At 59.8% G+C, this 14,033-nt stretch carries 12 protein-coding genes and 3 pseudogenes; 9 read left to right on the plus strand and 6 right to left on the minus strand.

The window, feature by feature from the left end; genetic code table 11:
- Nucleotides 1-10 precede the first annotated feature (10 nt).
- The 6 genes and pseudogenes from KHO41_RS37945 to KHO41_RS37965 all read left to right on the plus strand — a co-directional run bounded on the left by KHO41_RS37945 (nucleotide 11) and on the right by KHO41_RS37965 (nucleotide 5,217).
- A complete protein-coding gene (locus KHO41_RS37945; protein ID WP_211958370.1) occupies nucleotides 11-2,335 on the plus strand; it encodes a hydantoinase B/oxoprolinase family protein in 2,325 nt (774 codons plus the stop codon).
- A gap of 23 nt (nucleotides 2,336-2,358) precedes the next feature.
- Nucleotides 2,359-2,868 (plus strand): acetone carboxylase subunit gamma, encoded by a 510-nt coding sequence (locus KHO41_RS37950; protein ID WP_211958371.1) that lies wholly within the window; start codon nucleotides 2,359-2,361, stop codon nucleotides 2,866-2,868.
- Nucleotides 2,869-3,066: 198 nt separating this feature from the next.
- A pseudogene (locus KHO41_RS41485) lies at nucleotides 3,067-3,360 on the plus strand (AMP-binding protein); the annotation flags it as partial.
- Between the two features lie 127 nt (nucleotides 3,361-3,487).
- Nucleotides 3,488-3,778, plus strand: coding sequence for an AMP-binding protein (locus KHO41_RS41490; protein ID WP_244874224.1), 291 nt, complete (start codon nucleotides 3,488-3,490; stop codon nucleotides 3,776-3,778).
- Nucleotides 3,779-3,902: 124 nt separating this feature from the next.
- A pseudogene (locus tag KHO41_RS41495) lies at nucleotides 3,903-4,025 on the plus strand (helix-turn-helix domain-containing protein); the annotation flags it as partial.
- 25 nt (nucleotides 4,026-4,050) lie between these two features.
- Nucleotides 4,051-5,217 carry an AMP-binding protein gene (locus KHO41_RS37965; RefSeq protein WP_244874225.1) on the plus strand — a complete coding sequence of 389 codons (1,167 nt, stop codon included), beginning with the start codon at nucleotides 4,051-4,053 and terminating at the stop codon, nucleotides 5,215-5,217.
- A gap of 155 nt (nucleotides 5,218-5,372) precedes the next feature.
- Here the strand turns inward: KHO41_RS37965 and KHO41_RS37970 are convergent, their stop codons facing one another.
- A complete protein-coding gene (locus tag KHO41_RS37970) occupies nucleotides 5,373-5,735 on the minus strand; it encodes a DUF3307 domain-containing protein (RefSeq protein WP_211958372.1) in 363 nt (120 codons plus the stop codon).
- Nucleotides 5,736-5,916: 181 nt separating this feature from the next.
- Between KHO41_RS37970 and KHO41_RS37975 the strand changes: the two are divergent.
- Nucleotides 5,917-7,558: pseudogene (locus KHO41_RS37975) on the plus strand (ISL3 family transposase).
- Between the two features lie 1,153 nt (nucleotides 7,559-8,711).
- Here the strand turns inward: KHO41_RS37975 and KHO41_RS37980 are convergent.
- From KHO41_RS37980 to KHO41_RS37990, 3 genes are all read right to left on the minus strand, one after another.
- The gene (locus KHO41_RS37980; RefSeq protein WP_244874226.1) at nucleotides 8,712-9,293 is read right to left on the minus strand and encodes a nuclear transport factor 2 family protein; all 582 of its coding nucleotides are present in this window, start codon (nucleotides 9,291-9,293) and stop codon (nucleotides 8,712-8,714) included.
- A gap of 103 nt (nucleotides 9,294-9,396) precedes the next feature.
- On the minus strand, nucleotides 9,397-9,861 hold the full coding sequence (locus KHO41_RS37985) for a MarR family winged helix-turn-helix transcriptional regulator (protein WP_211958374.1): 465 nt from the start codon (nucleotides 9,859-9,861) through the stop codon (nucleotides 9,397-9,399).
- Nucleotides 9,862-9,936: 75 nt separating this feature from the next.
- Nucleotides 9,937-10,689, minus strand: coding sequence for an alpha/beta fold hydrolase (locus KHO41_RS37990; protein ID WP_211958375.1), 753 nt, complete (start codon nucleotides 10,687-10,689; stop codon nucleotides 9,937-9,939).
- Between the two features lie 143 nt (nucleotides 10,690-10,832).
- On the opposite strand from KHO41_RS37990, the gene KHO41_RS37995 reads away from it, so the two are divergent.
- Nucleotides 10,833-11,735, plus strand: a complete 903-nt coding sequence (locus tag KHO41_RS37995) for an alpha/beta hydrolase (RefSeq protein ID WP_211958376.1) — start codon at nucleotides 10,833-10,835, stop codon at nucleotides 11,733-11,735.
- Nucleotides 11,736-11,786: 51 nt separating this feature from the next.
- Nucleotides 11,787-12,188, plus strand: a complete 402-nt coding sequence (locus KHO41_RS38000) for a tautomerase family protein (RefSeq protein ID WP_211958377.1) — start codon at nucleotides 11,787-11,789, stop codon at nucleotides 12,186-12,188.
- 242 nt (nucleotides 12,189-12,430) lie between these two features.
- Here KHO41_RS38000 and KHO41_RS38005 read toward each other — a convergent pair whose 3' ends face one another.
- A complete protein-coding gene (locus KHO41_RS38005) occupies nucleotides 12,431-13,267 on the minus strand; it encodes a methyl-accepting chemotaxis protein (protein WP_211958378.1) in 837 nt (278 codons plus the stop codon).
- Nucleotides 13,268-13,746: 479 nt separating this feature from the next.
- The coding region (locus KHO41_RS38010; protein ID WP_211958379.1) for a hypothetical protein at nucleotides 13,747-14,033 on the minus strand (287 nt) is incomplete at its 5' end.

The following is a 14,033-nucleotide window of genomic DNA, read 5'->3' on the forward strand; positions in this document are numbered from 1 at the left end:
GAGACACGCCATGAACATGATGAGCAACAAGGAAGTGGGCCTGGGCAATCTGCTGCAGGACGGCAAGACCCTCAAGGAATCCCGCGACGCGATCATTGCCCGCACTCAGGCCACCGGCCACTACAACGGCCTCGACAAGCTGGAGTTCCGCGACAGCGACCCGATTGGCTATGAAAAGCTGTTCTCCAAGCTGCGCGGCGGCCTGGTGCATGCCCGCGAGACTGCGAAGAAGATTGCCGCCAGTCCCATCGTCGAGCAGGAAGGCGAACTCTGCTTCACGCTCTACAACGCCGTGGGCGATTGCGTGCTGACCTCGACCGGCATCATCATCCACGTCGGCACCATGGGCGCGGCGATCAAGTACATGATCGAGAATAACTGGGAGGCCAACCCCGGCATCAATCCCGGTGACATGTTTACCAACAACGACTGCTCCATCGGCAACGTGCACCCCTGCGACATCGCCACCATCGTGCCGATCTTCTGGGAGGGCAAGCTGATCGGCTGGGTGGGCGGCGTCACCCACGTGATCGATACCGGCTCGGTGACGCCGGGCTCGATGTCCACCGGACAGACCCAGCGCTTCGGCGACGGCTACATGATCACTTGCCGCAAGACTGGCGTGAACGACGAGCCGCTGCGCGACTGGCTGCACGAGTCGCAGCGCTCGGTGCGCACGCCGAAATACTGGATCCTCGATGAGAAAACCCGGATCGCCGGCTGCCACATGATCCGCGAACTGGTCGAAGAAGTGATCCGTGCCGACGGCCTCGAGGCCTACGAGAAGTTCGCCTACGAGGTCATCGAGGAAGGCCGCCGCGGACTGCAGAGCCGCATCAAGGCGATGACCCTGCCTGGCAAGTACCGCAAGGTCTCCTTTGTCGACGTGCCCTATAAGCATGACGACGTGCAGGTCTCCAACGCCTTCGCCAAGCTCGACTCGATCATGCACTCTCCCTGCGAGATGACGATCAAGCCAGACGGCAAGTGGCGCCTCGACTTCGAGGGCGCGAGCCGCTGGGGCTGGCATACCTTCAACGCCCACCAGGTGGCCTTCACTTCCGGGATCTGGGTGATGATGTGCCAGACCCTGGTGCCCACCCAGCGCATCAACGATGGCGCCTACTTCGCAACCGAGTTTCGCCTGCCCAAGGGCACGTGGTGCAACCCCGATGACCGCCGCACCGGCCACGCGTACGCCTGGCACTTTCTGGTCTCGGGCTGGGCGGCGCTGTGGCGCGGCCTGTCGCAGTCCTACTTCAGCCGCGGCTACCTGGAAGAGGTCAACGCCGGCAACGCCAACACCTCCAACTGGCTGCAGGGCGGCGGCATCAACCAGGACGGAGAGATCCATGCCGTCAACAGCTTCGAGGCCAGCTCCTGCGGCACCGGCGCGTGCGCCGTAAAGGATGGTCTCAACCACGCTGCCGCCATCTGGAATCCGGAAGGCGATATGGGCGACATCGAAATCTGGGAGATGGCCGAGCCGCTGCTCTACCTTGGCCGCAACGTCAAGGCCAATTCCGGCGGCTACGGCAAATACCGCGGCGGCTGCGGGTTCGAGACGCTGCGCATGGTGTGGAACGCCCAGGACTGGACCATGTTCTTCATGGGCAACGGCTTCATGAACAGCGACTGGGGCATGATGGGCGGCTATCCGTCCGCGACCGGCTATCGCTTTGAGGCGCACAAGACCGGCCTGGACCAGCGCATCGCCATCGGCGACTCCCTGCCGCTCGGCGGCGACATCGACCCGGGCAACCCCGACTTCGAGCGCCACATCGATGCCACCGCCGAGGTCAAGCGCGACAAGCAGTGCATCACGACGGAGGACTGCTACGCCAACCATGACCTGTACCTGAACTACCTGCGCGGTGGCCCGGGCTTTGGCGACCCCCTCGACCGGGACCCGGAAGCCATCGAAGCGGACCTCAACCAGAAGTTCCTGCTGCCGGCCTACGCGCAGAAGGTATATGGGGCTGTCTTCACCCAGGACGACAAGGGCGTCTTTACCGTGGATGCTGCCAAGACCCAGGCACGCCGCGCCGAAGTTCGCAAGGAACGCCTGGCGCGGGCGCTGCCGACGCGCGAATGGATGAAGGAAGAGCGCGAACGCATTCTCAACAAGCACGCGTCCGTCCAGGTGCAGCACATGTTCGCCACCAGCTTTGCCCTGTCTGAGAAGTTCACGCGGGAGTTCAAGGAATTCTGGAGCCTGCCCGCCGACTGGCAGGTGCGTGAAGAAGAGCTGGGCGTGCCATCCTACGGCGCCAAGCACCGCATGGACCTCTCCCTGCTGCCCGACGTCACCACCGTCGTTCAGGTCGAAGAGTAATCACCGCATCCAGGAGTTGAAACATGTCAACCTATACCAATGAACAGGTCGCCCACCTCGTCGAAGGTTCCCTCGATTGGGAGACCACCTTCCGCATGCTCTCGATGCCCAAGGACGAGAGCCGGTTCGCGCAGTACCTGGCGGCCCTGCAGGCCAAGGTGAACTTTCCTGACCGTATCGTGCTACCGCTCAGCCCGCACATGTTTATCGTGCAATTGGCCAAGAGTAAAAAGTGGGTAGTCAAGTGCGACTGCGGTCACGAGTTCTGCGATTACCGCGAGAACTGGAAGCTGCATGCCTCGATCTACGTGCGCGACACTGAGGAGGCAATGACCGAGGTGTATCCGAAGCTGATGGCCCCCGACACCCAGTGGCAGGTGTATCGCGAATACTACTGCCCATCGTGCGGCACCATGCACGACGTCGAAGCGCCTACCCCGTGGTATCCCGTGATCCACGACTTCGAGCCGGACATCGAGGCCTTCTACAAGGAGTGGGTGAATCTTCCGGTGCCGGAGCGCGCGTCCGACTAAGCGCTGCTTGAACCAGGGGGCAGGCGAGCCTGCCCCCTGAGAACGGGCGCTTCCGGAAAGGCAGAACACATCAGCAAGGCGTATGAAGACGGGGCATGCGCAAAGCGGTAGCAAAGGCAGGCAGCGCCGCCAATGTTGCTTACCTGGCTCGCCAACCGGTCCGAAATCAAATCCATACCGACTGCAATGGAAGGTAGCATGAACACGAACCTCGCTCATACGCTTGTCCGCACGGCCCGCGCATACCCCAGTCAGGCTGCGCTCTTTCTCGGCACTGAGCAGCTCTCGACCTTCGCTCAGCTTGCCGACCGCGTCGCGCGGTGCGCTGGCGGATTACGCGACTGGCTCGGGCTGCATGCTGGCGACCGCGTGGCGCTCATCTTGAAGAACTGTCCGCAGTATGTCGAGCTGTTGTACGGAATCTGGCATGCGGGATTGTGTGCGGTACCAATCAACGCAAAGCTGCATCCGCGCGAAATCGACGACATCGTTCGGGACAGTGGCGCGACCGTTTGCTTTGTTACCGATGTCGAGGCAGTGACAAACGCCAAGACCATAGCTGTCGATTCCACCGACTACCACGCCCTGTTTGCTGGGCGCGGTGTACAGGTTTGCCGATGTGGCCGAGGACGCCCTCGCCTGGCTGTTCTACACCAGCGGAACGACCGGCAAGCCAAAGGGCGTCATGCTATCGCACCGGAATCTGACCGCGATGTACGGGGCATACTCCAGCGCTGTCACGAGCATCGTTCCAGGCGACAGCCTCATTCACGCTGGGCCGATGTCCCACGGCTCCGGGCTCTACATCGTCCCGCACATCGCCGAAGGTGCGAGTCAGGTCATTCCATCTTCGGGCGGCTTCAATGCCGACGAGCTAGTACAACATCCCGTAAATAGGTTGAATAATTAATCGCCTCCGATATCATGTCGGGATGAACCGAGGTCGACATGCAACGCCAGTGAAGCTGGCGAAGAAGGAGCAACAGGAACTGCTGTCGCTAATCGAACGCAAGACGGCTGCGCAGCGAGATGTCATGCGGGCACGAATCGCGTTGTGGGCCCACGAGGGCCACTCCAATACCGTCATTGCACGGGAATTGGATGTATCGGTACAAACGGTCTGCCTGTGGCGTAAGCGCATTGCCAAGCACGGTGCCCAAGGCATTCGCGAGGGCGAGCGTAGTGGCCCTGTTTGCTGGGCCCGGTGTGCAGCTTGCCGATGTCGCCGAGGACGCCCTCGCTTGGCTGTTCTACACCAGCGGAACGACCGGCAAGCCAAAGGGCGTCATGCTCTCGCACCAGAATCTGACGGCGATGTACTGGGCTTACTCCAGCGCTGTCTCGCGCATCGTTCCGGGCGACAGTCTCATTCACGCTGCGCCGATGTCCCACGGCTCCGGGCTCTACATCGTCCCACACATCGCCGAAGGTGCCAGTCAAGTCATTCCATCCTCGGGCGGTTTCAATGCCGCCGAGCTGGTCGAACTTGTCGCGGCGCACCCGCGCACAAGTCTGTTTGCGGCGCCGACCATGCTCAACCGCCTGGTCGAGTACGTGCGCCGAAGCCGTGCCGATCTCTCGAATCTCAAGGTCATCGTTTGCGGCGGCGCCCCCCTCTATCTGGAGGACGAAGTCGCCGCACTTGACTGTCTGGGCGCGAAGATTGCGCAGATCTACGGCCAGGGCGAAAGTCCGATGACGATTACCGCCCAGACGTCAGCGGAGATTTCCGGTGCCCACGCTGCAAGCGATCTCGGCGGGCTGGCTTCCGTTGGGCGTGCCTTGCCAGGCGTGGAGATTCGCATCGCCGATACCAACGACGACTCTCTCCCTGTGGGGGAAATTGGTGAAGTGCTGGTGCGCAGCTCTGCCGTGATGCAAGGCTATTGGAGCAATCCGGAGGCTAGTGCGGTGACGTTGCGCAATGGTTGGTTGCATACCGGCGATGTCGGTTGCATGGACCAGCGTGGCCGGCTTACCCTGAAAGATCGTAGCAAGGAGACGATCATCAGCGGTGGCTCCAATGTCTACCCGCGCGAGGTAGAGGATGCGCTGCTCAGGCATCCTGCCGTGGCGGAAGTCTCAGTGCTCGGGCGCAGCCACCCCGACTGGGGAGAGGAAGTGGTGGCCGTTGTTGTTCGCAAGGCCCGGACGCAGGTGACCATGTCCGAGTTGGACCAATGGTGTTTGCGCCGCATTGCCCGATTCAAGCGGCCAAAGGCGTATCTGTTCGTCGAAGCGTTGCCGAGGAACGCCAACGGCAAGGTGCTCAAGGCTGCGCTGCGCGACCTGCTAGCCAAACGTGGCGAGGAGTTGAATGCCAGAACCTGGCGCTGGAAGCTTGCATAGTAGGAACGACTAGCTTGGTCTCGTGAGAGGCGCAACACGCTGTCGTTGATCAGGCGGCGAAGATCAGTGGTGTCTCTGTGGGCATGCCGTTCACGCTTCGAGAGCGGCAAGGGCGACAATCTCGACCGGCCCGCGCGCTCGCCGAAGCCAACAAATCAGTTCGGCATACCAGCTAGCCAGACAATGGCAAGGTAGGTCAGCACGTGCGCGTACTGGTCCAGGCCAAATGCCCACCAGAACTGCGGCAAATTCGGTGTCAACTTGGCGCGACGGCCGAGCCGCACCTTCCAGCGATCAATCATGTAGTGGATGACAGTGTCGGAGATACCCAGCCAAAGCCAGTAGGTGACACCGAATCCCCCGAGCAGGGCAGCCGTGCACAGGCCATGCAGACCCGCATGGGCGTAGCCGCCTAGCTTCCGGAAATCGTCCTTGCCGGCGAGCATCCAGCTCGGCTGCCACAGGTAGTCGCATACGAGATGCTTGGTAAACAGCGCGAACAGCAGCAGCAACGCCATGATCAGCCCTCCCCAAGTCTATGCCGTGCTGTAAGGCTGACCCTTTTCCGCGCTACGCAGTTAGGGCGGCCGCCTCCCGTATACCTCCATCGTAGGCGAAGACGGGGTTCTCCCGCACTTTGTGTGACGGCCGGGTTGAGGGCTTGATTTCCGGCCGATCTGGCCTACGTTGCTCATTACCATGAGCCATGTTCTCGGTGGGATCGATCGTATCCTCGTCCGTGTGGGCAAGCGCTTCGTCTCCAGCGACGCGCAAGGGGAGACCATCACTGTCGAAGCCCGCAGTACGGTTCGCGCGGCACCTTGTCCTGCCTGCCATCGTTGGAGTCACCGACTCCACGGCCGCTATGTCCGCAGGCTGGAAGAGCGTCCGATGCTCGAGCAGCGGGTCGTTCTCGCTATTGAGGTGCGTCGCTTCAAGTGTACGAACGCCAATTGCCCCCGTCGTACGTTTGCCGAGAACATCGACGCCTTGGCGGGCCGGCATCAACGTCGTACGCGATCGCAGGCTCGGGCGTTGCACGCGCTGGGCCACGCCCTCGGTGGTGAGGCAGCAGCCCGGCTTGCTGACTTGTTGGGCTTGCGCACCAGTGCCGACACCGTGCTGCGCGAATTGCGCAGGGTACCTGAGCGCAAGCGCAAACCACGACCGAGGGTCATCGGCATCGATGACTGGGCGATCGCGCGCGGTCACCGGTATGGGACGATCATCGTGGACCTGGAGCGACGTGAGCCGATTGAAGTGTTTGCTGGCAGGGAGTCCATTGCAGTGGCAGCGTGGATGCGTGCGCACCCTTCGATCGAGATTGTCGCCAGGGACCGGGCCGGGGCCTATTCCGACGCGGTGGACATCGCGCTACCGGCAGCCCAGCAAGTCTCGGATCGCTGGCATCTGCTGAGCAACCTTCGCGACAACGTCGAGAAGCTGCTGTGCCGACTCGGGCCGCAACTGCGCCAGGCCGCGAAGCAAGTCGAGGTCGCTGGCGTGACCCTGGGCCGGCAGCGAGTGCTGAGCCGCGATTCACTGTGGTCATGGCAGCGCGAGAGCGATCAGCGACGCGCCGCGCGCCTGGCGCTGTACGAGCGGGTGATGGCGCTACACGCCCAGGGCGGCACGATGAAAGGAATCGGGCTCGAGCTCTCAATTGACCAACGAACCGTGCGCAACTTCGTCACCGCGGGAGCCTTTCCGGAGCGCGCACCGAGGGCGCGGGGGCCGACGCCTTTGGATCCCTATCTCAGCTATATCGAGGAACGGATCGCCGGGGGCTGTCGCTTTCCTGAATTGATCTGGCAAGAACTCAAACAGCGAGGCTATACGGGCAGTTGCGCCACCGTGCGGAATTGCGTGATTCGCCTTCTCTTTCCGCAGGGTAAGGAGCCGCTTGTCCAAGCACCGGTGCGCACGATGCCGTGCCCATCGGCCGGGCGCGTGTTCGGATGGCTTATCGGATGGAGGAGGCTCGCGATCGAGGAGCCCAGGAGCGCGGATCATGAGCGCTTCGTGCAGGCGCTGTGCAGGATCGAACCCGTGGTCGGCGAGGTCCGCAGCCTCGCGCGGGAGTTTCTCGGGCTCATGCACCGGCGCAGTCTGCGGCAGTTCGATCGATGGTTGAAGCGTCTGGCGCGCTGTGACGCAGCGGAAATGCGCAGGTTCGCGAAAAGCTTGCGCGCCGACTTACCGGCGGTGCGGGCGGCCTTCAAGCTGCCATGGAGCAATGGCCAGACCGAGGGTTACATCAACCGGCTCAAGCTCCAAGCGCCAAATGTATGGCCGCGCGAATGTCGAGCTTCTGCGGCTGCGGGTGTTGAAGCCGAACTAAATGACCGGGCTGCTTGTACTTGCTGGACCCGCGAGTCCGGTCGCCATCGAAGGCGGGTGAACTCGTACGGCTAGGACGAGCTGGCGAGCTCGCTCAAGCGTTTGTCAACGAGCAGAAGAATGGTGGTATCGCGGCGGGGACGGCAAGGTCCCCCACACGAATTCGCCGTCGTCACACAAATTGCGGAAGACCCACTCTTCCTTCGTTCTACGGTTGATGGAGCAGAAGGCGAAGTATCCGAGTTGCGATGGAACCGAAACGAGAAAGTCGTGGGGGGTCCTCTTCAAGCTGTGCTCATAGCAGACTCGGTGATCGATTTTTTTGGTGCGGTTTGAGAGGGGATGAGCCGCCGATGTGGCGGGGAGACCAACTTGGTCGCTGCGGCGATGAACCCAAAAGAAGCTCTCAACCAACAAGATGAGAGCCGTAGAACGTCCAAGAAGAAATGGGCCGCTTCACGTAAGCTACCCAGACTCAGTATCGGACAAACCACCGAGCCGCGCAACGCGCTGGCGGAGCGTGGGATCAAAAAAAAGCACCGCGCACAACTGAGACTGTGCGCGGCTGGTAGGAGGAAGCTCGATAGTCTAGGAGATGCCAGCGCCGTTTGATCCTGAAATAGACGGAGCTTTGCACACCAATTCTGTTGGATTGGACTATTCAACGGCCATTCCTCAGTCAGAAGAGCATCCCCCTTGATATACAGTATATCCGGGCTGGCTTGTCGGCAATTCGTGGGTATGTAGCTGTATGCGGATAGGCCGCCAAAGCCGGAGCCGGCGTGTTTAAAACGCATGCACCGTTACTTTAAATCTGTGCAAATCTAAAAATTCAGAATGGCGCAAGGCGAACGGTGGTCCTTGCTGGAGGGCGAAGCTGGAGGGCTTTGGCGAACGGTGCTGACGCCTGGCTGCGCGGATGGGCAACTGACTGCGAGCCATTGCTCGCGCACCAGACTCCTGTACGCTGTATGAACCTCGCCCTAGGCGCCTTGTCGCGATCTGCGGTCTTTCCTTACAGGTATAGACAACCGTTTTAAACGCGCACGATCAAGTTTGTGCAGTCTATCCCCATACAGCTACATATCCCCATCGGATGCGAACAACGATGGGGAGGGGCGTCCACGAGATGGATCGGTTGATTTCGTGGGCAATCAATTCAAGATGAGCTTTGGGTAGCGACGTGGTTCACGCCCTTCTAGTACGTCGCGACCACGTGCGGTATCGGCATAGATGCGGCCATAGACGATCTTGCCGTCTTTAACGCGAAACAGGAACAGATGCTCGTTCTCCATCGAATAGCCGGTCTTCGTCTTGGCGCGCGCCACTACCGGAACAATGATGTAGTCTCCAGCCGCCAGAACTGCTCGAGCGTCGTAGTTGAAATACTCGTATTCCTTGTATACGTGCTTCCAGAAGGCAACGAACTCGTCTTTGCCGGTGTAAGTTCCGCCGTAGGGCAGCGAGTCGGAGAATTCGAAAACGACATTGTCGGCAAGCGCTGCAATCATGTCGGTCCGGTCGTTTTTGTCGAAGCCCGTGAGCCCTTTTCGGCATGCCTCCAGTAGCTCGGGGGGCACGGTAGTGACAACACTGGACTTGACTTGGCTGACGGTTGCCTCAACGACCGAGGAGGGGGATGCTGCGGAAGATAGCGATGGATAGCCGGAGGAGGCCAATGCCAGGCCCAGGCCCAGGGCCAGCGCCAGCGTCGGTTTCATCATTGCCTTTTTCATGATCGAGTCTCCAAATTATTTATGTGCATATGCACATATACAGTGCAATAAAAAGCCCCCGAGACATATGTGGCATGGAGGCTACTATGCAGAGGTTGTGTCCCTATGGGCTCTCGGCCCATGGCTCAAAACCGCTGTCCAACACCGAGCGTGCAGCGCTGCGCAAAGACTTCGCCTCTTTTGCACCATACGCACGCTCGAATTCTTGCTGCACACTCTCCCACAGTGGAAATGCTTGCTGATAGCTGAGCATGCCTTGCCGAGTTAGCGTCACCTGCCTCGCGCGGCGGTCCAGCGCAGATGGCACGATTTTTATCAGGCCGTCACGCTCCATAGGCTTGAGGTTTGCTGAGAGCGTCGTGCGGTCCATTGCCATCACCGCAGCCAATTCGCCGATCGATATCTCGCCCGCTTTGGCCAGTTTGTAGAGGATGGAAAACTGGGTAGCGCGCAATCCAGCGCCGGCCAACGCTTGATCGTACAGAGCTGTCAGATAGCGCGACGCCTGTCGCAGCGCTAAGCAGTTGCAGCGGCCGTCGATGTTCTCGATCTCTTTGGTGATTGCCATGATCGGCCTTCAGTCGAAGATTGGAATGCCAATAGTATACGATGATATGCGCATACTTCCAATCTTCGGCGCCCCTTACGCTACTTCCTGGAGGAATTCAGTGATGGCATGCGCCGTCGCCTCAACTCGCTCGATGTGAGGCCAGTGACCGGAACCTGCGATGAAGCCCAAGCGACCGACAGGAAAGCGCTCCTCTTGAATCTGGCGCACCATTTCTGGGGAGATCACCGGGTCATCTTGCGCGCCTAGAATGAGGGTCTGGGCCGTGCAGGCAGTCGGCCTTTTGCCGATGATGTCGCCGCCGGTGAAGGCGTCGTAGTAGCCGCGCACCGCGTCGCTTCCCATGAGGACATCTGCCGCAGTCGCGGTCAGGAGCTGCGCCTCACTTAGATTCTTGGAGAATGTTTGGCGAATGCTTCGCTGCGCAAGCGCGTCACCACCGCTTTCACGTAGTGTCGACCGAATTTCGTCCGGTAAAGCATTGCCGCCCAGTGGGGTAGGGGTGAGTAATACGAGCGCTGAAACCCTGCTTCCCAACCGCATCGCAGCCAGTTCAGCGATTTGCGCTCCCATACTATGGCCAATCAGCGCGATGGGTGCGGTATCTGCGTTGACATGGCTGACGATCTCGTCTACTGCTCTCCCTAGTGAGTAAGGCCCGGATTCCGCTTGCCGCGCGCCCGCGCCGGCCAAGTCGGGGGCCGTGCTGGTGTATCCCGAGGCCGCAAGTGCGTCGGCTAGTGGTTGCCACGCCAATCCACTGTCTAGGAAGCCGTGAATGAGAACGAGTTTAGGGTTGGTTGAAGGTTGTCGATTTGCGTACGGCATGAAGTGGTCTCCTCATGTTTTTCTTGCCTGCGGTACTGCACGTGGATAATATGTGGATATACGCGTATTGTCTAGGAGGTTGACGACGAATCTTCTATGGCACCGTATTTACGTGGACACTAACATACTAAAGTGAGGGTAACGTGGCTGTAAGGTACGACATTGAGTTCGCTGGTGAGCAAGACGTCGCATTGCGCGGCTGGCTATTTGTCCCGGAGATCGCCAGCGCGGAACCGCGGCCAGCAATCTCGATGTGTCATGGATATGCCGCAGTCAAAGAGCACGCGCTTGAGAAGTTTGCTCAAGCCTTTGCCGAGGCTGGCTTCGTGGTGATGGTGCACGACCATCGCAACTTCGGTGCTAGTGATGGCACTCCCAGGCATGACATTGACCCCTGGATGCAGATCGAAGACTGGCGTCGCGCAATTAGCTTTCTGGAGTCGCGAACGGAGGTCGATGCCAGTCGCATCGGGATCTGGGGCTCTAGCTACAGTGGTGGTCACGCGCTGGTACTAGCGGCAACCGACCCGCGCGTCAAATGCGTGGTATCGCAAGTACCCACCATCAGCGGCTTCGAGCAGAGCCGACGGCGGGTATCGCCTGATGGTCTGGCAGACTATCTCGATAATCTGATTAGTGATTTGCGCAGCAGCCATGCGGGTGAGGCGCCAGGTACTCAGGCCGTCGTCAGCGGGGATCTCAGCATTCCGGCCGCGTACCGATCAGAAGAGGCGCAAGCATTCTACCTGCGCGACGTTGGTACGGCCACTTGGCCCAATACCGTCACATTACGTTCGAGCTTTGCGGCGCGCATGTACGAGCCTGGTGCTTGGATCAGCCGAATCTCGCCCCGCCCGCTGCTTATGATTGTGGCCACCGACGATCGCGTGACTCTAACTGACCTGGAGTTGCGCGCTTACGAAGATGCATTGGAGCCGAAACGGTTGATCACCATTGCGGGCGGTCATTTCTCCCCTTACGACTCGGCCTTCTTCGTCGCCTGCGCAGCGGCTACCGATTGGTTTCGCCTGCATCTGGCTCCCTAGCAGTCCATTCACGGCCTAAGCCGCCAATTTTTTCAAACTCAGGAGATTCCCATGCCAGTTTTTCACGCTTACATCCCCAAAGGATCCTTCAGTCGCGAACAGAAGATTGCGATCGGCAATGCCCTCAATCAATCTCTGGTCCAGGGTCTAGGCATCCCACCAGGCGACCGGTTTATCACACTGAGCGAGCACGGCGACGATGAGATTTTCATCGACCCGAAGTTCATGGGCATGGAACGCTCATCGAATGCCATGATCATCAAGGTGCTGGTTGGGGCTCACCGGCCGCTGAGCGACAAGCGCGCACTGATGGCGGCCATTACGCGGCTTCTGCAAGAGGCGGTTGGCATCTCTCCCGACGACGTATTTATCGCTTTGGTTCCCGTGCCCAACGAAAATTTCTCGTTCGGCCAGGGCATTCCACAGCTGGCTGAGGCTGAGCCCAGGTGGTGACGTCGCTTTTGCAGAGGATCGAGATTACGCACTCGACGATCGCGGCAGTGAAGTACGCCGCGCGATGAGGCTGGACCGCGCATGCTGCCACAGCGGGCGTCGCCGCCCGCCGTGGCAGAAGTTGTCCAAAAGATTGCCGCGTGCCGGCACGGCTGTCCGTGTTCTGGTGCGAGGCTCCATGAAGTCCTGCGGTTACCTGTAAGGAAGGACCGCAGATCGCGACAAGCCGCCTTGGGCGAGGTTCATGCAGCGTACAGGAGTCTGGTGTGCGAGCAATCGCTCGCAGCCCGTGGTGCGTCCGCGCGGCGGGGCGTCAGCACCGTTGGCTGAAGCCCTCCGGCTTCGCCCTCTCCATCGTCTCGGGCGGAGAGGACGTCGACGTTCAAACTTAAGTGCACCGACCTCTGCGGCGAGACCCTCAGCCTGCTGATGGAGGATGCTTGCAGCGGCAGCGACTTGCTCGACCAAAGCAGAATTTGGCTGCGTCGACTCTCCATTGCGCGCACTGACTCGCCGAGTTTACCAATTTTGGCAGTCTGGACTTGGCTGGAAGTCTTCATCGCCGTCGCAAACTCAGCAGTACTTTCAATTGTTCGACGCACGTCTTCCATTGACGTTGTGGCATCGCGAGCCAGACTTGCCCCATCGCTTACGTCGGACACCGTCTTTGAAATCACTCCACCAATCTCCTTTGCGGCCGCCGCGCACCGCTGCGCCAGTGTTCGTACTTCCTGCGCAACGACCGCGAAGCCTCGCCCGTGGGTACCAGCTCTGGCGGCTTCCACCGAAGCGTTCAATGCCGGTATGTTGGTCTGGAACGCGATAGCCTCGATGTGTTGCACAATTTCTGTAATTGAACGGGAATGCTCGTGAAGGCTATTTATCTTCCCTGCAAGACGCTCCGTGACCATGCTTCCGTCGGAAGCCGCTTTCAGCGTCGCGCTGGCCAGGGCGCTGCAATCAGTGGCTTCGCCCTGGGTGCGGTTGACGTCGTCAAGCAACTCTTGCATGGCGGCCGCTGTTCGCTCGCGCAGTACGGCCTGCTGTTCGGTGCGTAGCGACAGGTCTTGATTGCCCACCGAAATTTCCTTGGTGGCGACAGAGACCGATGCCGTCGAGTCCTTGATGCCGGCAAGGATGGCTGTTCTTAGCGAGGCGTGGGTCCGACAACAGCGCATCGAGCGCCTTCATTCCATTCAACATCTCCTGCTTTGCGATATCGTGCTCCTCTCCGCTCGTTGCCGCCGTCAATGAAAGTTGTGCACGAGCAGTCTCGGCGATAGCAGACTGCGCTTGTTCGGCCATTAAGGCACCATCCAAATCGTCATCGTAGAGATGGGCCGTGGACTTGCTGACGAGTACCAGACTACCTATTCCCGTTACGCCAACGGCTGCGCCGAATACGTAGACAAAAGTAAGGGCGAGACATATCCGTGTGGTGAGTGGCAGTGAGTTGAAACGGCGAACGACTGGAGGTAACGTGAGGAGAGACATACGTGAAATCTATGGATGGCAATCCGTCCCTTAACGTCAGACCTTGCTCGCCGTATAGGCTTTGTCACAAAAGATTCATGAAGCGGGTATGTAGCTGTGTGCGAAGTCCAGTACTGACGTTTTCGCTACTTTCAAAGAGGCGATAGGCTGTTTTAACCGGTGTTGAGAGCGCTCGCACTTTTCCGAAGCGGTACGTGCGCCAACGGTTGCCAGACTTGCTATCACGGTGCAAAAAAATAAGGTTCTTCGCCGAATTGCGTGACCGCTTAGAAACAAAAAGGGCCAACCGCCCACCGCTGTTATCTTGGAGTTGCGACACAACAAGAATCAGGAAGGTGGAGGTTGGCCCCA

This window comes from Cupriavidus numazuensis (genome assembly GCF_905397435.1).
GTDB classification, from domain to species: domain Bacteria; phylum Pseudomonadota; class Gammaproteobacteria; order Burkholderiales; family Burkholderiaceae; genus Cupriavidus; species Cupriavidus numazuensis.

What these genes read in the sequence shown, in the direction of transcription:
- KHO41_RS37945 (WP_211958370.1), top strand. Translation starts at nt 11, where the DNA reads ATGAACATGATGAGCAACAAGGAAGTGGGCCTGGGCAATCTGCTGCAG.
- KHO41_RS37950 (WP_211958371.1), top strand. Translation starts at nt 2,359, where the DNA reads ATGTCAACCTATACCAATGAACAGGTCGCCCACCTCGTCGAAGGTTCC.
- KHO41_RS37970 (WP_211958372.1), bottom strand. Translation starts at nt 5,735, where the DNA reads ATGGCGTTGCTGCTGCTGTTCGCGCTGTTTACCAAGCATCTCGTATGC.
- KHO41_RS37980 (WP_244874226.1), bottom strand. Translation starts at nt 9,293, where the DNA reads ATGAAAAAGGCAATGATGAAACCGACGCTGGCGCTGGCCCTGGGCCTG.
- KHO41_RS37985 (WP_211958374.1), bottom strand. Translation starts at nt 9,861, where the DNA reads ATGGCAATCACCAAAGAGATCGAGAACATCGACGGCCGCTGCAACTGC.
- KHO41_RS37990 (WP_211958375.1), bottom strand. Translation starts at nt 10,689, where the DNA reads ATGCCGTACGCAAATCGACAACCTTCAACCAACCCTAAACTCGTTCTC.
- KHO41_RS38000 (WP_211958377.1), top strand. Translation starts at nt 11,787, where the DNA reads ATGCCAGTTTTTCACGCTTACATCCCCAAAGGATCCTTCAGTCGCGAA.